The organism is Salinicola sp. LHM (assembly GCF_034479735.1).
Taxonomy (GTDB): Bacteria; Pseudomonadota; Gammaproteobacteria; order Pseudomonadales; family Halomonadaceae; genus Salinicola; species Salinicola salarius.
In genome coordinates, this window is record NZ_CP140261.1 from 1,276,589 (window position 1) to 1,296,591 (window position 20,003).

At 63.5% G+C, this 20,003-nt stretch carries 18 protein-coding genes; 15 read left to right on the top strand and 3 right to left on the bottom strand.

What is annotated here, in order from left to right; translation table 11 throughout:
* Positions 1-100 precede the first annotated feature (100 nt).
* Entirely contained in the window at positions 101-694 is a 594-nt protein-coding gene (gene nudE / locus R5R73_RS06060) for an ADP compounds hydrolase NudE (protein WP_322529138.1), read from the bottom strand.
* 141 nt (positions 695-835) lie between these two features.
* On the opposite strand from nudE, the gene R5R73_RS06065 reads away from it, so the two are divergent.
* The 8 genes from R5R73_RS06065 (at position 836) to rsd (ending at position 10,471) form a co-directional block, all read left to right on the top strand.
* Positions 836-1,495, top strand: a complete 660-nt coding sequence (locus R5R73_RS06065; protein ID WP_322529139.1) for an HAD-IA family hydrolase — start codon at positions 836-838, stop codon at positions 1,493-1,495.
* 209 nt (positions 1,496-1,704) lie between these two features.
* Positions 1,705-2,097, top strand: coding sequence for an RNA-binding S4 domain-containing protein (locus R5R73_RS06070; RefSeq protein ID WP_087719216.1), 393 nt, complete (start codon positions 1,705-1,707; stop codon positions 2,095-2,097).
* Between the two features lie 100 nt (positions 2,098-2,197).
* A complete protein-coding gene (gene hslO, locus R5R73_RS06075; RefSeq protein ID WP_276232261.1) occupies positions 2,198-3,070 on the top strand; it encodes an Hsp33 family molecular chaperone HslO in 873 nt (290 codons plus the stop codon).
* A gap of 186 nt (positions 3,071-3,256) precedes the next feature.
* Positions 3,257-4,840 (top strand): phosphoenolpyruvate carboxykinase, encoded by a 1,584-nt coding sequence (locus R5R73_RS06080; protein WP_322529140.1) that lies wholly within the window; start codon positions 3,257-3,259, stop codon positions 4,838-4,840.
* A gap of 212 nt (positions 4,841-5,052) precedes the next feature.
* Entirely contained in the window at positions 5,053-7,437 is a 2,385-nt protein-coding gene (locus tag R5R73_RS06085) for a Tex family protein (protein ID WP_322529141.1), read from the top strand.
* 213 nt (positions 7,438-7,650) lie between these two features.
* Positions 7,651-9,219 (top strand): glutamate--cysteine ligase, encoded by a 1,569-nt coding sequence (gshA, locus tag R5R73_RS06090; RefSeq protein WP_322529567.1) that lies wholly within the window; start codon positions 7,651-7,653, stop codon positions 9,217-9,219.
* Between the two features lie 118 nt (positions 9,220-9,337).
* Positions 9,338-9,892, top strand: coding sequence for a disulfide bond formation protein B (locus tag R5R73_RS06095; RefSeq protein ID WP_303854585.1), 555 nt, complete (start codon positions 9,338-9,340; stop codon positions 9,890-9,892).
* A 66-nt stretch (positions 9,893-9,958) separates the two neighbouring features.
* The gene (rsd, locus tag R5R73_RS06100; RefSeq protein WP_322529142.1) at positions 9,959-10,471 is read left to right on the top strand and encodes a sigma D regulator; all 513 of its coding nucleotides are present in this window, start codon (positions 9,959-9,961) and stop codon (positions 10,469-10,471) included.
* Positions 10,472-10,661: 190 nt separating this feature from the next.
* On the opposite strand, the gene R5R73_RS06105 is transcribed toward rsd, so the two are convergent.
* Complete coding sequence (locus tag R5R73_RS06105; RefSeq protein WP_322529143.1) at positions 10,662-11,318, bottom strand: HAD family hydrolase; 657 nt, start codon at positions 11,316-11,318, stop codon at positions 10,662-10,664.
* A 293-nt stretch (positions 11,319-11,611) separates the two neighbouring features.
* Here R5R73_RS06105 and R5R73_RS06110 point away from each other — a divergent pair, with 293 nt between their 5' ends.
* Together R5R73_RS06110 and ptsP are read left to right on the top strand one after the other, a co-directional pair.
* The gene (locus tag R5R73_RS06110) at positions 11,612-12,112 is read left to right on the top strand and encodes an RNA pyrophosphohydrolase (RefSeq protein ID WP_087719308.1); all 501 of its coding nucleotides are present in this window, start codon (positions 11,612-11,614) and stop codon (positions 12,110-12,112) included.
* A 153-nt stretch (positions 12,113-12,265) separates the two neighbouring features.
* On the top strand, positions 12,266-14,527 hold the full coding sequence (gene ptsP, locus R5R73_RS06115) for a phosphoenolpyruvate--protein phosphotransferase (RefSeq protein WP_322529144.1): 2,262 nt from the start codon (positions 12,266-12,268) through the stop codon (positions 14,525-14,527).
* On the opposite strand, the gene R5R73_RS06120 is transcribed toward ptsP, so the two are convergent.
* Entirely contained in the window at positions 14,518-15,291 is a 774-nt protein-coding gene (locus tag R5R73_RS06120) for an NRDE family protein (RefSeq protein ID WP_322529145.1), read from the bottom strand. The two genes, ptsP and R5R73_RS06120, sit on opposite strands and share 10 nt — an antisense overlap.
* A gap of 267 nt (positions 15,292-15,558) precedes the next feature.
* Between R5R73_RS06120 and R5R73_RS06125 the strand changes: the two genes are divergently transcribed.
* The 5 genes from R5R73_RS06125 to R5R73_RS06145 all read left to right on the top strand — a co-directional run bounded on the left by R5R73_RS06125 (position 15,559) and on the right by R5R73_RS06145 (position 19,689).
* On the top strand, positions 15,559-16,350 hold the full coding sequence (locus tag R5R73_RS06125) for a sulfite exporter TauE/SafE family protein (protein WP_322529146.1): 792 nt from the start codon (positions 15,559-15,561) through the stop codon (positions 16,348-16,350).
* A gap of 39 nt (positions 16,351-16,389) precedes the next feature.
* On the top strand, positions 16,390-17,196 hold the full coding sequence (lgt, locus tag R5R73_RS06130) for a prolipoprotein diacylglyceryl transferase (protein WP_087719224.1): 807 nt from the start codon (positions 16,390-16,392) through the stop codon (positions 17,194-17,196).
* A 113-nt stretch (positions 17,197-17,309) separates the two neighbouring features.
* Entirely contained in the window at positions 17,310-18,104 is a 795-nt protein-coding gene (locus R5R73_RS06135; RefSeq protein ID WP_276232255.1) for a thymidylate synthase, read from the top strand.
* Positions 18,101-18,643, top strand: coding sequence for a dihydrofolate reductase (locus R5R73_RS06140; RefSeq protein ID WP_110631435.1), 543 nt, complete (start codon positions 18,101-18,103; stop codon positions 18,641-18,643). Before R5R73_RS06135 ends, R5R73_RS06140 begins: the two co-directional genes overlap by 4 nt.
* A gap of 122 nt (positions 18,644-18,765) precedes the next feature.
* Positions 18,766-19,689 (top strand): ProQ/FINO family protein, encoded by a 924-nt coding sequence (locus R5R73_RS06145; protein WP_322529147.1) that lies wholly within the window; start codon positions 18,766-18,768, stop codon positions 19,687-19,689.
* Positions 19,690-20,003 lie beyond the last annotated feature (314 nt).

Genomic DNA, 20,003 nt, shown 5'->3' on the forward strand with positions numbered 1-20,003 from the left:
TACTGTTCGACCCTCGTCCCGCTCAGCGGGGCGGGGGTCGTTTTCTTGTCATGTGTCGAGAGGCGGGAGAGAGGGATCGCCCGCGGCTGCGGCGATGTCTTCACCACCAGCTATCGGACTCGCGCTCGCTGCGCAGCTTCTCTCGCGCGATGAAGAGTGCTGCGATGGCGCGGCCTTCGTGAAAATCGTCGCGGGCCAATAGTCCGATGATATCGTCGATGGCGTGCGTCTCGACGATCAGCGGTTCGGGTTCGTCTCCCTCCAGGCGCTTTTCGTACAGGTCGCTGGCCAGCATCACTTGCATGCGGTGATTCATGTAGTTGGGCGCCAGCGACAGCTCCACCAGCGGCTCGATGCGGTTGGCGCCGAAGCCGCACTCTTCCATGAGTTCCCGATTGGCGGCCGTGATGATGTCTTCGCCCGGATCGACCAGCCCCTTGGGCAGGGTCAGTATGTATTCATCGAAGCCGGCGGCGTACTCGCGAATCAGCAGTACATGATCCGGGTCCGGCATCGCCACCAGCATCACCGCACCGCGCCCCTTGCCCTTCAAACGCTCGAATGTTCGCTGCTCGCCATTGGCGAAGCGCAGATCGAGCGATTCGATCGCAAACAGTTCGCTCTGGGCCATATGGCGCCGCTCGAGAATCGTCGGCTTGGTCAAGAGGGGCGGGGAAGAGTCTGTCGGCGCCATGGGGGCCTCCGTGCATCGGGCGGGTTGCACTGGTTACAATAATCGACGCCTGCCCGTGTGGGAAATGTCCATTCTTCGCCTAGGCGAAGAAGACGACACCAACGGGACTCCCTTTCCGTCCGATTGCCGAGGTATCGCCCAATGATCGACTGGAATGCCATCGATACCGTTTTTCTGGATATGGACGGTACGTTGCTCGATCTTCACTTCGATAGCCATTTCTGGCTGGAGCACCTGCCGCGTCGCTACGTCGAGCTGCATCGTCTCGACGACTCGCATCGCACTGCCCTGGAAACGCGGATCCTCGACGCCCGCGGAACGCTGGACTGGTACAGCCTGGCGCACTGGAGTCGCGAACTGTCGCTGGATATCGTCGCGCTCAAACGCGAGGTTGCGCACCTGATCGGCTGGCGCGCCGACGCGCTGGCATTCATGGAGTGGCTCAAGGCCGCGCCGGTGGACGTCGTGCTGGCGACCAACGCCGACCGCGAGAGTCTCGGGCTCAAGCTGCCGTTGACGGGCCTGGACCGCTATGTCGACCGTATCGTCTCTTCCGCGGACGTGGGGGCGCCCAAGGAGCAGCCAGCGTTCTGGGACGCGATGCAGGCCTTGCATCCGTTCGACCCCGCACGCAGCCTGTTCGTCGATGACAATACCGACGTGCTGGCGTGCGCCCGGGATTACGGCATTCGTTACCTGCTGGGCATCCATCAGCCCGACAGCCGCAAGCCCGGTCGTTCGCATCCGGCATTCACCGTCGTCGATCGCTTCGCGTCACTGCTGCCCGAAACGCCGGCTTGAAGCGATGACCAGCGACCCCCATCTAGCAGCCTGTCGGACTTAACGCTGATCTGCTGCGAATTCCGGCCTTTTGGCCAATTTATTCGATCGGATGCGTTAAATAGCGAGCTATTCGCCTTATCCGATCGATGAACTTGACTCAAAATCCGTTTTTCTCGCGACGATCGGTCAAGCCCGACCGGCTGCCAGGCGAGTCGAGGTGATAGACCATGAGTGAAACAGTACGTATCGATAAATGGCTGTGGGCGGCGCGATTCTTCAAGACGCGTCAGCTGGCCAAGAAAGCGATCGAGGGCGGCAAGGTCCGCTACAACGGCAATCGCGTCAAGACCAGCAGGAATGTCGAGGTCGGGGCGCTGATCGAGGTGCCGCAAGGCTGGGACAACGCGACCGTCGAGGTCCTGGCGCTGTCCGACCAGCGCCGCGGCGCGCCCGAGGCGCAGCAACTCTATGCCGAAACCCCCGACAGCATCGACCGTCGCGCGCGGGAAGCGCATCAGCGAAAGCTGGCCAATCAGGTGATGCAGCCGCCGATCAAGCGACCGGACAAGCGCCAGCGCCGCGATATCCACCGCTTCCAGCGTCAGCACACCGACGACTGAACGTCTGGCGCGCTGGCGCCGTGAACTGCCTGCCAACCCCTATCTGCCATTGCCGGGCAATCCTCTGCGATTCGTCCGGCGTCCGACGAGATCATGATTCATGAACGATGAAATCCAGCGTTTTCTATTCGACGATACCAACGTGCGTGGCGAGATCGTGCAACTGGAGTCCGCCTACCGGGAAGTGCTCGAGCGCCAGGACTACCCCGAGCCGATCCGCTACCAGCTGGGAGAGCTGTTGAGCGCCGTGGCCCTGCTGACCGAGACGGTCAAGCTCGATGGCACGGTCAGCCTGGAGATCCGGGGCAAGCAGGGCGTCGACGTGCTGATGGCCGAGTCCAACCCGGGCGGCCAGCTGCGGGCCATCGCCCGCTATGACGAGAGCCAGGTATTCGCCGACAACGCCACGCTGCGACAGCTGGTCGGCGACGGCCAGATCGTCATCACCCTCGATCCCGCCGAGGGCAACCGCTATCAGGGCATCGTGGCGCTGGAGCACGACCATCTGGCGAGTTGCCTGGAGGCCTACTTCGCGCAGTCGGAGCAGTTGGCGACGCGCCTGTGGCTGAGCGCCGACGGCCAGCGCAGTGCCGGCCTGCTGTTGCAGCAGCTGCCGGACGACGCTTCCAACAAGGATCCCGATGCCTGGGAGCGTGTCGTCCACCTCGCGTCCACCATCACCGACGACGAGATGCTGGCGCTGCCGGCCCAGGACGTGCTGTACCGGCTCTTCCATGAAGAGACCACGCGGGTCTTTACGCCCAAGGCGCTGGCGTTCGGCTGCACCTGCTCGCGGGAGCGCATCGCCAACGCCTTGCATACTTTCGGGGCCGATGAGCTGCGCAGCATTCTGGACGAGCAGAAGGCGATCGATACGCAGTGCCATTTTTGTCATACCCGGTACCATTTTAGTGCGGCAGAAATCGAGGCGATCATCGACTCGCCCCAGGCGCCATCGCCGACGCTGCACTGAGCTGGGCGCTCGGCAACGTCAGGCGCCTTGATCAGAGCGGAATCGGCCCCGGGCGCCCGGCGTTTGCGCGCCGGGCGCTTTTTGCCATAATGACGATCCTTTTTCGCCCGCCAGGCGTCGCAGCGGCGGGCCTTCAACGCTGTGAAACGACACGAAAACAGAGGCCTCAGCGCCCAGGACCGGATAATGACCACCTCTCAAGCCTCGTTCCAGGCTGCCGGCGATTCCCGCCCCGCGAAAGCGCACTCCAATTTGACCACGGCCGAGCTGGTCGAATATGCCCTCGCAAGAGGAGAAGGCGTGCTGGCCGCCAATGGTGCATTGGTGGTGGAGACGGGGGAGCGCACTGGCCGGTCCACCCTGGACCGCTTCATCGTCGACGAGCCCTCCACCTCGGATCTGATCGACTGGGGGCAGGTCAACCGCCCGATCGGGCCGGGCGTGTTCGATGCACTGTGGGAGCGGGTCGAGGATTACCTGGCGGGCGGCGATACCTTCGTCTCCGAGCTGCATGTCGGCGCCGATCCGGAGTACTACCTGCCGATTCGTGTCATCACGCAGCAGGCCTGGCACAACCTCTACGGGCGCAACCTTTTCGTGCGCCCGGAGAACTGGAACCCCAAGGACAAGAGCGAGTGGACGGTGCTGAGCGCCCCCGACTTCGTCTGCGATCCTCAGCGTGACGGCACGCGTTCCGAAAGCACGGTGATGATCAATTTCGCGCGCCGCCGGGTGCTGCTGGCCGGCATGCGTTACGCGGGCGAGATGAAGAAGGCGATGTTCTCGGTGCAGAACTTCCTGTTGCCGGAGAAGGACGTGCTGCCGATGCACTGCAGCGCCAACGTCGGCGAGGACGGGGAAACCACGCTGTTCTTCGGGCTGTCCGGCACCGGCAAGACGACGTTATCGGCGGATCCGGAGCGCTATCTCATCGGCGACGACGAGCATGGCTGGGGTGAAGGCACCGTCTTCAACTTCGAAGGTGGCTGCTATGCCAAGACCATCGATCTGTCGCGCAAGAACGAGCCGATCATCTGGGACGCCATCCGTTTCGGCACCGTGCTGGAAAACGTGGTGCTGACAGGGGATCGGGTGCCCGACTATACCGATGACAGCCTCACCCAGAACGGACGCGCCGGTTATCCGCTGGAGTTCGTCGAGAAGCGCGTCGAGGAAAACCGCGCCGGCGAGCCGAGCGCGATCATCTTCCTGACTTGCGACATGAGCGGCGTGCTGCCGCCGGTCTCGCTGCTCTCCAAGGAAGCGGCGGCCTATCACTTCCTGTCCGGCTACACGGCCAAGGTCGGTTCGACCGAGATGGGCTCCACCAGCGGCCTCGAGGCGACGTTCTCGACCTGCTTCGGCGCACCGTTCTTCCCGCGCCCGGCGCATGAATATGCCGACCTGCTGATCAAGCGCATCGAGGCCTTCGAGTCTCGTGTCTACCTGGTCAATACCGGCTGGAGTGGCGGGGCCTACGGCCAGGGCGGCAGCCGCTTCAGCATTCCGACGACGCGCGCCATCATTCGCGCCATCCAGGAAGGCGACCTGAAGGACATCGAGACCCGGCATATCGAAGGGCTCAATCTCGACGTGCCGCTGGCGGTGGACGGGGTCGATGCCAAGCTGCTCGACCCGCGTGATGCCTGGAGCGACCAGGAGGCCTATCGCGAACAGATGAATGCGCTGGTGACCAAGTTCATCGCCAATTTCACCAAGTTCGACGATGTCGATGCCGCGATCGTCGCGGCCGGCCCGCAGACGCTCTGACGTCTGTAGATACGATACTCTGGCGCCTGTAGACACGCCGGCGCCTGTCCGAGACGGGTTCGTCGAGCTGCCTGCCGCGAGTCGTGCGGTATCTGACGGGGATGGCCATCGGCCATCCCCGTCTGGTTTGTGCGACTTCGATACCGCCGGAGTGTGAGCCTCCCGCGCCGGTGTGCTAACGTGGCGCGATCCTACCTATCGTGATGGTTTTCATGTCCAAGACTCAAACCGCAATCATTGCGTTGATCGCCGATGAGCTCGGCGTTCGCTCCAATCAGGTCAATGCCGCCGTCGAACTGCTGGATGGCGGTGCCACTGTCCCGTTCATCTCCCGTTACCGCAAGGAGGTCACCGGCGGTCTCGACGATGGCCAGCTGCGCGCACTCGAAGAGCGCTTGCGCTATCTGCGCGAAATGGAAGAGCGTCGCGAGGCGATCCTGCAGGCGATCGACGAGCAGGGGCAGATGACCGATGCGCTGCGCGCCGAGCTCGAGGCAGCCACCACCAAGCAGCGGCTGGAAGATCTCTATCTGCCCTATCGCAAGAAGCGTCGGACCAAGGCGCAGATCGCCCGGGAGGCGGGGCTGGAACCGCTGGCGGACCGGCTGCTGGCCGATCCCGGCCTCGATCCGGACGGTGAAGCGGCGGCGTTCATCGATAGTGCCACCGGCGAGAGCCATGGCATCGAGGATGCCAGGAGCGCGCTGGACGGGGCCAAGCAGATCCTGATGGAGCGCTTCAGCGAAGAGGCCGAACTGGTCGGCCGGCTGCGCGAGCGATTGTGGGAAGAGGGGCAGCTTCGCGCCCGGGTGGTCAAGGGCAAGGAGACGGAAGGCGCCAAGTTCTCCGACTACTTCGAGCATGACGAAAACCTCGCCAGGACACCGTCGCATCGGGCGCTGGCGATGTTCCGCGGACGCAAGGAGGGCGTGCTGTCGCTCTCGCTGACGATGGCGGGAGAAGACGAGGCGCCGATTCATCCCGCCGAAGTGGCGATCGCGCGCCACGTCGGCATCGATCTCGGCGCCGAGCAGCCCGCTTCGCGCTGGTTGAAGGAGGTGGTTCGCTGGAGCTGGCGCGTCAAGCTCTACACCCACCTCGAAACCGAATTGATGGGACGGCTGCGGGAGCGGGCCGAGCAGGAGGCGATCGATGTATTCGCCGCCAACCTCAAGGACCTGCTGCTGGCGGCGCCGGCCGGACCGCGCACCACGCTGGGGCTCGACCCCGGTCAGCGCACCGGATGCAAGGTCGCCGTGGTCGATGCCACCGGCCGCTTCCTCGAGCAGGCGGTCATCTACCCGCATGCGCCGCAGAAGCGCTGGGACGAGGCGCTGGCGACGCTGGCCGATCTGGTCGAGCGCCATGAGGTGTCGCTGGTCGCGATCGGCAACGGCACGGCCAGCCGCGAGACCGACAAGCTCGCCGCCGAGCTGGTCAAGCGCGTGGCGCCGCGCCAGGTTGCCAAGGTCATGGTCAGCGAGGCCGGCGCCTCGGTCTATTCCGCGTCGGAGCTGGCGGCACGGGAGTTCCCCGATCTCGATGTCTCGATTCGTGGCGCGGTCTCGATTGCCCGGCGCCTGCAGGATCCGCAGGCCGAGCTGGTCAAGATCGATCCCAAGTCGATCGGGGTCGGCCAGTATCAGCACGATGTTTCCCAGGTCAATCTGTCCCGCAGTCTCGAGGCGGTGATCGAAGATTGCGTCAATGCCGTGGGCGTGGATCTCAATACCGCCTCCAGCGCGCTGCTGTCGCGAGTGTCCGGGCTGAGCAAGATGCTCGCCGACAACATCGTCGCGCGGCGCGATCGCGAAGGGCCGTTTCGCACTCGTCAGGAGCTGCTGAGCGTCGACCGGCTGGGGCCCAAGACCTTCGAGCAGTGCGCCGGGTTCCTGCGCATCATGGGCGGAGACAATCCGCTCGATGCCAGCGCCGTGCACCCGGAAGCCTATCCGCTGGTGGCGCGCATCGCCGAGCGCAACGGCCGGGAGCTGGGCGGCCTGATCGGCGACAGCCGCTATCTCAAGTCGCTCAAGCCTTCGGATTATCTGCAAGATGCACTAGCAGTCGATGACGCGTTCGGGGTGCCGACGGTGATCGATATCCTGGCGGAACTCGACAAGCCAGGCCGCGATCCGCGGCCCGAATTCAAGGCGGCGACGTTCCGCGAGGGCGTCGAGAAGATCAGCGATCTCGAACCCGACATGCTGCTGGAAGGGGTCGTCACCAACGTGACCCACTTCGGGGCGTTCGTTGATATCGGCGTGCATCAGGATGGGCTGGTGCATATTTCCGCGCTGGCCGACAAGTTCGTCGACGATCCGCGTCAGGTGGTGAAGGCCGGCGACATCGTCAAGGTCAAGGTGATGGAGGTCGACGTGGCGCGCCAGCGCATCGGCTTGACGATGCGACTCGGTGACACGGCCAGCGAGAAGACGTCTCCGGGAGAGCGTCGCGCCGGTGGCGGCAAGTCTCGCCGTGGTGACGCAGGGCGAGGGCGGCAGTCTCGTCAGGGCGGCGGCGATCGTCAATCCGCGCAGCCCGGCGGTGCGATGGCGGAGGCGCTGCTCAAGGCGCAGCGACGCGGTTCGCATTGAGGCTTCGGCAGGCGCTGGTGGTCAAGTAAAAAGTCGTTAGCCTTGAAAGCGCTATCGCCGGCTCCATAATGAGGTTTTGCTCGAGGCGGACCGAAACGGGAGCGATCTCCTTTCGGCATCGTCAACGCACGGACAAACGGGGGAGCGGCGCTCCTCCAACGAGATAAGGTGTTGAGCGTGTCTGATCAACTCGCCACGAACGTCGGCCACTTGATGGCGCCGGCCCAGAAGGGATTGCTTGGTCGTCTACGGCGGGGCATCGAAAAGGAAGGTCTGCGAGTCGATGCGGAGGGTTCCATCGTCCAGACCGCTCATCCGCATGGGCTCGGCTCCAAGCTGACCCACCCGCATATCACGACCGATTACTCCGAGGCACTGCTCGAGTACATCACCCCGGTCTATTGCCGTCCTGCCGATGCGCTCTCGTTTCTGGGCGACCTGGTGCGTTTCACCTATCGCCAGCTCGACGGCGAGTGGATCTGGCCGGCCAGCATGCCGGCTCGACTCCAGGGCAACGACAGCATTCCGATCGCCGACTACGGCACCTCCAACATCGGCACCATGAAGCATGTCTATCGCAAGGGGCTGGATGCGCGCTACGGTCGCATCATGCAGTCGATCGCCGGTATCCACTACAACGTGTCGCTGCCGGACGATATCTGGCCGATGCTGCAGAAGCTGGAAGGCCGCCAGGACGAGTCGTTGCAGGGCTACCGTTCGACCCGCTACTTCGATCTGATCCGCAACTTCCGGCGCAACAGCTGGCTGTTGCTCTATCTGTTCGGCGCCTCGCCGGCGCTGGACCGGAGCTTCCTGGGCGAGGGTGGCGACGATCGCAGCGACAAGCTCCAGCCGCTGGGCGAGAGAACGCTCTATGCGTCCTACGCGACCAGCCTGCGCATGTCGGATCTCGGCTACCAGAACAAGGTACAGGAGCAGTTGAAGATCTGTTTCAACTCGCTTTCCAACTACGTGGGTACGCTGCGCCATGCCATTTCCGCCGAATGGCCGGACTATCGCCGGATCGGCGTCGAGGTCGACGGCGACTGGCGCCAGTTGAACGCTAACATCCTGCAGATCGAGAACGAATATTACAGCGACATTCGCCCCAAGCGAGTGGCACGGCACGACGAGACGCCGACCCAGGCCCTGGAAGCGCGTGGCGTCGAGTATATCGAGGTGCGCTGCCTCGATCTGAACCCGTTTCTGCCGCTGGGGATCGACGAGCCGCAGATGCGCTTCCTGGATACCTTCCTGCTCTGGTGCCTGCTCTCCGAGAGCCCCTGGATTCCGGACGAGGAGTGCGACCGCCTGGACGACAACCGCCGCCTGGTGGTGGAGCGGGGGCGCGACCCGGACCTGGAACTGCAGATCGGCGACCGTCGCGTGCCTCTGCGCACGCGTGGGCACGAGATCATCGATGGCATGCGCCAGGTCGCCGAGCTGCTGGATGCCATCGAGGGTGATGATCTCCATGTCGCCGCGATCAACGCCATCGCCCCGCGGCTGGACGATCCGGAACTGACGCCCTCGGCGCAGATGTTGCGCGCCATGCAGGCACACGGGGGCGAGTGGGCGGATCTGATTGCCGATCTCGCCAAGGCGCAAGGCGAGCACTGGCGCTCGACGCCGATGGATGAATCCCGCGCCGAGCTGTTTTCCCAGCTGGTCGAAACCTCGCATCAGCAGCAGCACGACATCGAGGCCGAGGATCAGGTTTCCTTCGCGCAGTTCATCGCCGATTATTTCCAGCGGGCGAGGGAACCTCGTTCTGCCGCATGAGTCAGTGAACCCGTAAATCATGAAATCATGGCGTTCGACGAAGGTCCTCGGAACCGACTGTCGTCGAGGTTAGAAAACCGCCGGTGCCATTGCGTTCCGGCATGCAGTGGGAAGGAACATGCAAATCAAGCGTTGGATAGCGCAGGCAAGCGTTCGCCAGTGGTGCGTGCTGGGCCTGTTGATGTGCTGCTTCATGATGGCCGTCGCCCTTTACCTGCAGTATGGCGTCGGTCTCGAGCCCTGCCCGCTGTGCATCTTTCAGCGCGTCGCCGTGATATCCGCGGGTATCGTCTTCCTGATCGGCGCGATCCATAACCCCAGACGACGCGGTGGCTTCGTCTATGCGGGGCTCTCTCTGCTCGCCGTGCTGGGCGGGATCGGTGTGGCAGGACGGCATGTCTGGCTGCAGACCTTGCCGCCGGATAGCGTGCCCAGCTGCGGGCCTGGCCTTGACTACATGATGGACATGTTGCCGCTATGGGACGTCATGGCCCGGGTGCTGCATGGTTCCGGCGAGTGCGCGGCGGTCGAAGGGGCCCTGTGGGGCGTGACGTTGCCGCAGTGGACATTGGCCGGATTCGTCGTCCTGGGCATCATTCCGGTGATGATGATCGTATCTCGAGTGCGCTACAGTGGTAAGACGGTTCGCGAGCCGGCGGGGCAGGCGTCCTGAAATAGGATGCCATGTCTCCTGGAAAACACGCGATGAGGGAGAGAGGCGACGAGGGAGAGGCTGATCATGCTGGAAGATTGCAAAACCGCTCAGGAGCGCTGGGGTGGCGTTCATGCACTGATCGATCGATGGCTGGAACAGCGCTATGACATGCTCGTGACGCTGGTCGATCTGCGTGAATTCTGCGATGCCGACCTCTCGGCGGTGTCCAAGACGCGCATCGATACCTTCAGTGAAGCCTTGATGGATTACATCAGCGCCGGGCATTTCGAGATCTACCCGCAGTTGCGAGAAGAGGCTAAAGCCTTCGAGGATCGCGAGGCGCTGGCGGTAGCCGACAAGCTGCTGGCGCGGGTCGATGCCTCGACGCAGCTGGTGCTCGATTTCGATAACGAATACGCCACGCCGTCGCGTTGTCAGCGCTACACCGACCGTCTTCCCGGCTGGCTGGAGAAGCTCGGTGGAAGCATGACGGAGCGATTCGATCTCGAGGATCAGTTGATCGGTCGTCTGCATGCGGCGCATGCGCCTGTCGACGTGGCCCGGGTGCCGGATGACCAATCCGTACGGACGGATTGACCTCCGCCCCAAGTCGATCGTCTTGCCGCTATCGAACAGTAAACTTCGGTCTAACAGTAAACCCCGGTCTAACAGTAAGCCCCGGCCTTGGCCGGGGCTTCTCGGTCTATGTCCTTCCGTTCCTTGCCTCGCCTTTCCGCCGAACCACCGGCTCAGTCCGCCGAATCACCCACTCGGGTGGCGCCGATGGCTATCTCAGCGAAAGCACGCGCCAGTTTCGCTCGTTGGCCAGTGCTCTGAGCTCGTCGTCCGGATCGACCGCCACGGGCGTGGCCACTTCCTCGAGCAGGTAGCGATCATTGATCGAATCGCTGTAGAACCAGGCGTCGTCCAGCGTCAGGGCGGGTTGGTCTTCCAGCCATTGCCGGATCCGCGTGACCTTGCCTTCGCGGTAGCTGGGAACCCCTTCGACGCGGCCGGTATAGCGCCCGTTCTCGCGCTCTGGCTCGATGGCGATGAGATCGTCGACCCCCAGACGCTGGGCGATAGGGCCCGTGATGAAGCGGTTGGTGGCGGTGACGATCAGCAGAAAATCCCCGCGCTGACGATGCCAGGCCAGCAACTCTTCGCCCTGGGGCAGAATGTGGGGCTCGATCTTGCAGGCCATGAACTGTTGATGCCAGGCGTTGAGTTGCTCTTCGCTATGCTCGCTCAGCGGTTTCAGCGCCATCGACAGATACGCCATGATGTCCAGCTGACCGGCTTGATAGTCCCGTAGATATTGATCGTTGGCGCGACTATAGGCGTCGCCATCCACGGCGCCTTGCTCCACCAGAAATTCGCCCCAGGCATGGTCGCTGTCACAGCTCAGCAGGGTGTTGTCGAGATCGAAGATGGCCAGGCTCAAGGTTGGCTCCCGTTTGCGTACCGCATGTTTTGTGGATCAAGTTGTGGATCAGGAATCTTGTCGCTCGGAGGCATGAGCCCGAGCGCTCGGCAGTATCGCAAACTCCCGTGGATTTGCCCACGCCGGTCGCGCTCGGGTGTCGGCTCCGGTCGATCGTGTCTTCGTCACCAACGGTGACAGGATAAGATGCCTTCTTTTCAAGGTTTTATGGCAGGTTGGCTTAAGGCGTATTGATGCCCTTTCTCGCTTTGTGGAAGAATGATGTCAACGACGATTGAGCTAAGGTGAACGCTGTGATAGACGCCGATGGCTTTCGGCCGAACGTTGGCATCATCATTGCCAACTGTGACGGCCAGCTGCTTTGGGCGCGTCGGGCGGGTCAGGAAGCGTGGCAATTTCCGCAGGGAGGTATCAAGGCTTGCGAAACACCGCATCAGGCACTCTTCCGGGAACTCGAGGAGGAGATCGGGTTGACCTCGAGGGATGTCGATGTGGTGGCTTGTACGCGAGGATGGCTGCGTTACCGTCTCCCCCGACGCATGGTCCGAACGCACTCGAAACCAATCTGTATTGGCCAGAAACAGAAGTGGTTTTTACTGAAAATTCGCTGTCACGACAGTCGGGTTTGTGTCGATAGCACGCCCAAACCGGAATTCGATGGCTGGCGATGGGTAAGTTACTGGTATCCTCTGGGCCAGGTCGTCTCGTTCAAGCGCGAGGTTTACCGGCGCGCGCTACGGGAGCTGGCGCCTGAGTTTCATCGACTGTCACTGGAGGAAATGGCCAGGCTTTAGGGCAAGGCCGCCAACAGAATTCATGGGGCGCCCAGCGTGCCCCTGATACCGGCTTTCGAGGCGCCTGCTTTCGAAGCTCGTATCAGGGGGGTAGCTGGCAATGCCCGTCCCGATGCCACGACGAGGATCACCTCGCCCACAAGAAAAAGGCTCATGCTCGATACCCTTCGCCGCATCGTTCAGGAAGTCAACGGCGCCCGTAGCCTGGATGCCGCGCTGGCCACCATGGTGCGCCGCATCCGCAAGGCGATGCGCACCGATGTCTGTTCCATCTATCTTTTCGACCGCGAGCGCGATCGTCTGGTGCTGATGGACACCATCGGTTTGCGTACCCAGGCCGTGGGTATCGTGACGTTGCGTCTGGGCGAGGGCCTGGTCGGCCTGGTCGGCCAGCGGGAGGAGCCGCTGAATCTCGAGGATGCGCCGGGTCATCCGCAGTTTCGGTATTTTGCCGAGACTGGGGAGGAACGCTTTTCGAGCTTCCTTGGCGTGCCCATCATCCACCAGCGCCGAATGCTGGGGGTGCTGGTGGTTCAGCAGCAGGAAAAACGCCGCTTCGACGAAGGTGACGAGGCCTTTCTGGTCACTATGGCGGCGCAGCTGGCCGGTGTGCTGGCCCACGCGCTGGTGTCGGGCACGCTCAACCGCCCCACGGAGCCTGACGGGCAGGCGATGTTTTCCGGCGTGGCGGCATCGCCGGGGATGGCGATCGGCGAGATCGTGGTGATCGCGCCGCCGGCGGACCTGGACAGCGTTCCCGATCTGATACCCACCGATCCGGATGCCGAGGTGGTGCGCCTGCATGCGGCGCTCGCCCACGTTCGCGAGGATATTCGCAAGGCGGGCGCGCGTCTTGCCAGCCGTATCTCCACCCAGGAACTGGCGCTTTTCGATGTCTACCAGCAGATGCTGGGCGATGCCGCGCTGGGCAACGAGGTCGAAAAGCGGATTCGCGAAGGGCAGTGGGCACCGGGGGCGCTTGCCGATGTGGTGCGCCGCCATACCCAATACCTGGAGCGCGTCGACGACGGCTATCTTCGCGAGCGGGCGACGGATATTCGCGATCTGGGCCGCCGAGTGCTGGCGCACCTCCAGGAAGGCAACGAAATGACGCCTTCGACGTACCCGGACAATACCATCCTGGTGGGTGACGAGATCAGTGCGGCAACGCTGGGCGAACTACCCAGAGGGCGTCTGGCCGCGCTGGTGTCGATCCGGGGTTCCAGCAACTCGCATGTCGCGATCCTGGCGCGGGCCATGGGCATCCCGACGGTGCTGGGCATGGTCGATCTTCCGCTGCCCCGAATCAACGGGGCCAAGGCGATTCTCGACGGCCACCGGGGGCGGTTGTTCGTGCGCCCCGAGCCTCAGCTGGCCAAGCGCTACGAGCGCTTGATCAAGGAGGAACGGGCGTTGGCGGAAGTGCTGGAGCACGAACAGCATCTGCCCAGCGAAACATCCGACGGCCACCAGATGCCGCTGATGGTCAATACTGGGTTGGCGGTCGATGCGGTGGCGCAGCTCAAGCCGCGTGTCAGCGGTGTCGGGCTCTACCGGACGGAAGTACCGTTCATGATGAACGAGCGCTTCCCCAGCGAGCAGGAGCAGACAAGGCTCTATCACGAGCAGCTTTCCAGCTTCGCGCCCCTGCCGGTGGTGATGCGTACGCTCGACATCGGTGGTGACAAGGACCTGCCGTACTTCCCCATCAATGAAGCCAACCCGTTCCTCGGCTGGCGGGGGATTCGCGTTACCCTCGATCATCCCGAAGTGCTGATGGTCCAGATGCGGGCCATGCTGATGGCCTCCCGCGAGCTGGACAACCTGCGTATCCTGTTGCCGATGATCACCAGCGTGGACGAGGTCGATACCGCGCTGCGCCTGCTGGCGCGTGCCCGGCAGGAGCTCGCCGAGGACGGCATCGAGGTGGCATCGCCCAAGGTGGGCGTGATGATCGAGGTGCCGGCGACGCTCTACCAGCTTTCGGCGCTGGCCGAGCGCGTCGACTTCTTCTCGGTGGGAAGCAACGACCTGACCCAGTACCTGCTGGCGGTCGATCGCAACAATGCGCGTGTCGCCAGTCTCTACGATGCCTGTCATCCGGCGGTGCTCAACGCGCTGGCACGGCTCGCGGAGGAGAGCCAGCGGCTCGGGGTTCCGGCTTCGGTCTGCGGCGAGCTGGCGGGCGATCCCTCCGGCGCGCTGCTGCTGATGGGCATGGGCTTCGATGCGCTGTCGATGAACGCGCCCAGCCTGCCACGGGTGCGGGCGGCGATCCGGCGCGTCAGTATCGGGGATGCCCGGTCGCTGGTGGCGGAGACGCTCTCTCTGCCCACCACGGCAGTGGTCAGGGCGCACCTGCGACAGCGAATGACGGACTGGCAGATAGGGCACCTGCTGCCGCCTCAGGACTGATCCGGCGCGCTCGCTGCCAAGCGTGTCATCTTGCCCATCGGCTCGCCGGCGGGGCCGAATCGCCGCTCTTCCAGTGTCGTATCTTCGGCGGTGACCGTGACCAGGGTCGTCGCCCGCGTCCCGTACGCCTGCCCCTCGATGAACGGCGGCGACAGAAACCGCTCGCGTTCTTGGCCGATGCCGGTGTCCGGCAGTTCGTCGTCCGGCGCCGGGCGCACGTCACGCATGGCCGACCACATCCCGACTCGCCAGTCCGGGGCGTTCAGCGATCGTTGCAAGGCGTCGCGGGCGCGAACGAGCTTGGGCCAGGGCGTATCCAGCGTGGCGTTGGAAAGCCCGTGCAGGCCGGGCGCCACGAGTTGCCAGCGAGTCCCGTGACGGCTGTGATGAAACGTCCAGAGTCGATCGTTCGACATGACGAGCAGGTTGAAGCCGGCGTAGGGTTCAGCGCCGCCTTCGGCCAGGCTGTTCAGCCACTTCGTCAAATCATCGGTTTCCAGCGCCTGGCGGACGAGCTGGCCGCGACTGGGGGCCTCGGGGAGCATCGGTGCCAGGCCGTCTCGTACGTTGGTCAGTGCGGCCACGCGGGAGTGCGTCGCCGCGAGCCAAGTACCGCCGCCCACCAGGTCACGACCGCCGGTCAGTTCGGCATCCGGCCATCGATGCAGGGCCTCGGCCGGCCTGGCATGAAACTCGTCGCGATTGGCCGCGAGGCGTAATTTCATCGCGGCCTGGGGCTGCCAATCGAACACGATCAAGCACATGTGGCGGTTTCCTGATGGGTGAAGGGGCAATCCGGACGGGGAGGCCGCTGCCATGACACGGCCCTGGCAGCAGCGTAACATAAGCGCGCTAGCGATCCGCCCACGACGCTCGTGCGACGTCTAGCCACCCGATATCCTGCTTCCGATGCCTCGCTCTCTACAGGACCGCTTCATGCCAGTCTTCATCCCCCCTGCCATTGCCGCGCCGGCGGTAGATGCTTCGCTTTCCCCAGTCGATGATGCTATCGCATGGATGGGGGACATCGAATGCTGACCGCCATTGCGATCTATCTGCTGGTCGGCGCCGCTGCCGGTCTGATGGCGGGCGTGTTCGGTATCGGTGGCGGCATCGTCATCGTTCCCGCGCTGGTCTTCACCTTTCTGGCGCAGGGTTTCGATCCCGCCGTAGTCGCGCATCTGGCGGTCGGTACGTCGCTGGCGACGATCGTCGTGACCGGCGCGTCCTCGGCCTGGGGCCATTGGCGCCGGGGTAGCGTACGCCAGGACTGGCTGCGGTTGATGATCCCGGGGCTCGTCGTCGGCGGTATTCTAGGCGTGCTGCTGGCGTCGGCGTTGCCTGGACATGCGCTGACACACCTTTTTGGCGTTTTCGCGGTGCTGATGGCACTGAAGATGCTGCTGACGCGCCCGCCGGCGACCCAGGGGCAGGTGCCGCGCCGCTGGCCGATGACGCTGGCCGGGACGGTGATCGGCGGCGTCTCGACCCTGTTCGGCGTCGGCGGTGGCGTCATGTCGGTGCCCTGGCTGTCGCGCTTCACCAGCCGCATGACGGAAGCGGTGGGCACCTCCTCGGCGATCGGCCTGCCGATCGCGCTGATCGGCACCGTGACCAACGTTGTCGTGGGCTGGGGCGAGATGACGCTACCCGCGGGGGCGACGGGCTACGTGATGTGGCCGGCCTTTCTCGGCCTGATGGTGACCAGCGTGCCGATGGCCCGGGTCGGGGTCAAAGTCGCTCATGCATTGCCTGCCAGGACGCTGCGACGTATCTTTGCCCTCCTGCTGATCGTGGTGGGGGTCAAGCTGATGATCGGCTAACCTCGACGATCTGGACTATCCCGTAGCCGAGGAGAAAGCATGCTGGCTTACCCCGAGATCGACCCGGTGGCCATTTCGTTGGGCCCGCTCAAGGTGCACTGGTACGGGCTGATGTACGTCATCGGCTTCGTGGGGGCCTGGTGGTTGGGGCGTCGACGCGCCGACCGCCTGGGACTCAAGCCGGACGATATCGGCGACATGCTGTTCTACGGGGCGCTGGGGGTCGTTCTCGGCGGTCGTATCGGCTATGCCTTGTTCTACGGCCTGGACCGCCTGCTGGAAAATCCGCTGTGGATATTCCAGGTCTGGGACGGTGGCATGAGCTTCCATGGCGGCCTGCTGGGGGTGCTGGTGGCAGCGCTGCTGTTCGCGCGCAAGCACGGCCTGGCGTTTTTCCAGCTGACGGATTTCATCGCGCCGCTGGTGCCGATCGGGCTGGGTGCCGGGCGTATCGGCAACTTCATCAATCATGAACTGCCAGGCCGCGTGACCGACGTCCCCTGGGCGCTGGTCTTCCCGGGCATGGGCGGGCAGGGGCGTCATCCCTCTTCGTTGTACCAGTTCTTTCTCGAAGGTGTCGTGCTGTTCGGGGTGCTCTGGATCGTCTCGCTAACGCCGCGTCGGCGCGGCTTCGTCTCGGGGCTCTTCCTGATCTGCTACGGCGCGTTTCGCTTCCTGTCCGAATTCTTTCGTCGTCCGGACCCGCAACTGGGCTTCATCGCCTTCGATTGGCTGACCATGGGGCAATTGCTGTCGTTGCCGATGATTCTTGCCGGTATCGCACTGATCGTCTGGTCGCGGCACAATGGTGTCGACGACGCGCGCGAGGATCGAACTGCCCGCTGAGCGGGGCGCGCCGAGTGAGCGAATGCTCCGATTTTCAACCGTTTCGAATTTGATAAAGTGTTTCGACAGGCTCATCTCTCGCGGTGGGCCTGTCACCGTAAAGGAGCGTGCCCATGCGGCCCTATCTCGACTTGATGCAGCGCGTGCTCGACAGCGGCGTTGAAAAAGCCGATCGCACCGGTGTCGGTACGCTTAGCGTGTTCGGTCATCAGATGCGCTTCGATCTGCGCGAGGGCTTCCCGCTGGTGACCACCAAGAAGCTCCACTTGCGCTCGATCATCCATGAGCTGCTCTGGTTCCTGCGAGGCGATACCAATATCGCCTACCTGCATGAACACAACGTCACCATCTGGGACGAGTGGGCGGATGCCAACGGTGACCTGGGGCCTGTCTACGGTTACCAGTGGCGCAGCTGGCCCGCGCCCGATGGCGAGCATATCGATCAGATCGCCAGGGTGGTCGAGCAGATACGCCATAATCCGGACTCCCGCCGTCACATCGTCTCGGCCTGGAACCCTGCCCTGGTCGACGAGATGGCCTTGCCGCCCTGTCACGCGCTGTTCCAGTTCTATGTCGCCAACGGTGAGCTATCCTGCCAGCTCTATCAGCGCAGCGCGGATATCTTTCTGGGCGTGCCGTTCAACATCGCCAGCTATGCGCTGCTGACCCACATGGTCGCTCAGGTCTGCGGGCTGAAGCCCGGCGAATTCGTGCATACGCTGGGGGATGCCCACCTCTATCTCAATCATCTCGATCAGGCCCGGTTGCAACTGTCCCGCGAGCCGTTGCCGCCGCCGAGGTTGAAGCTCAACCCGGCGATCGACGACCTGTTCGAATTCCGCTTCGAGGACATCGCGATCGAGGGCTACGAGTCTCACCCATCCATCAAGGCCCCGATCGCCGTATGAACGATGTGAAATCACTGAAGCTGGAAACGCCGGTGGCGATGATCGCGGCAATGTCGCGCAATCGCGTCATCGGCGTGAACAACCGTTTGCCGTGGCATTTGCCCGAAGACCTGAAGCGCTTCAAGTCCCTCACGCTGGGCAAGCCGCTGGTGATGGGACGCAAGACGTTCGAATCGATCGGCCGCGCGCTGCCGGGGCGGCTCAATATCGTGATAACGCGCGATTCTCACTACCAGCGCGAGGGAATTCGGGTGTGTCACTCGCTGGACGAGGCGCTGCAACTCGCCGATCATCAAGCGTTGATCGATGGCGCGGACGAGATCATGGTGATGGGCGGAGGCGAGATCTATCGGCAGGCGCTGGCGGTTGCCGACAGGCTCCACCTCACCGAGGTGGATGTCGAGGTGGAGGGCGACGCCTTCTTCCCCGACTTCGAGCGTGATCAGTGGGAGGAGGTGGAACGCATTCCCATGGTGTCGCAGCCGGATCGGCCGGATTATGCTTTCGTCCAATATCGCCGCACGCCTGGCTCTGGCTGAGTCGCCAAAGAGGCCATGCGCCCAAGAAAAAACATGCGCCCGAGCGGGATGGAGTGCCTGTCGTCAGGATGAGCGACGGCGTGTCCCGATGTGGATTGAGAGGACTTGAGAGGAGTTGTGCCGTGTTGACGGATCGAACACAGGCGCTCCTGGCTGCCATCGAGCACCAGGTCGAAGCGGGTCAGGCCGCTTTGGAAGCCGAGAAAGAGCGGTGCCGCGCCCTGGAGGCCGAGAACCGGGCGCTCAAGGAGCGGTTGCTCGCTCTGGCGGAACTGGATCCGATGGTGGTCAAGGGACAGGATCATAACGAAGACCCGGACGGCGGAACCCGCGCACGCGGACTGGGGAACCTGGCATTCCGGCGACCCCGGCCGAAAGAGGGCGAGGCAGCTGCCCGCTCGAATTCGGGGCAGCCGGTCTCTCCGCTGCAGCGCCTGACTTCGGCGCCGTCACTTAATAGTTCACCCTCCGAGACAGTGCAGCAAGAAGGGGGGCAGGTCGCGGAAGCCGCAGAGGCCACCCGCGCCGATCCACCGGCTGAAGAGGCCGCCTCGCTCTCGCCCGACGCACATTCGCCCACCTCATCGAATGACTCGGCGCCGGTCGAGACACGTCCCGAGCAGCCGCAGAATTCGCTGGCGTTCGGTGCCGAACACGAAGCGCCTTCCCCACATGCGTTGCTTGCCCAGTGGTACAAGCGTTATCCCAGGACGTTCTTCAAGGGCCACACACGGCCGCTGAAAACCGGCATTCATCTCGACCTGTGCGAGGTGGAGCCCTGGCCGGAGAAGCTGGTTCGTCGCGCCCTGGCTTGCTACGTGCATTTGCCGCGCTATCTGAAATCGGTGCGAGAGGGGGCGCGGCGCGTCGACATGGCGGGGGAGGACTGCGAACTCGTTACGGCTGACGAGGCCAAGCACGCCAAGCGACAGTTGGAAGCCTTGCAGAAGAAGCAGAAAGCGCGTGAAACGCAGCAGCGGTCGGAAAAGCTGGATCGAAAGATCGGGGCGCTACTGGCCAAGCACGGGCAACGCCCGCAGGAGTGAACCGGGACCCGCAAGAGTGAACCGAGACGAGGGCGGCGCCGGGCAGGCAGCGTCATGATGAGCTGTTGAACTTTAGTCTTGATATGGCGGCGAATCGTACGATGTTCTACCGCTTGCACTTGCCTGACCACGGAGTGTCATGGGATTGTCATCGCCCAAGGCTAGGCTGCGAGCCCCGGTATCCTCGACCATTGCGTGGCGTGGAAGGGAAAACGGGAGTTCACGCAGGGAACGAAAACAGTGTTTTTTTCTTGTTGCGTTCCTCCAACGTCCGGTATATGGTTTCCGGGCGAGCATTGGACAATAACAAGGCT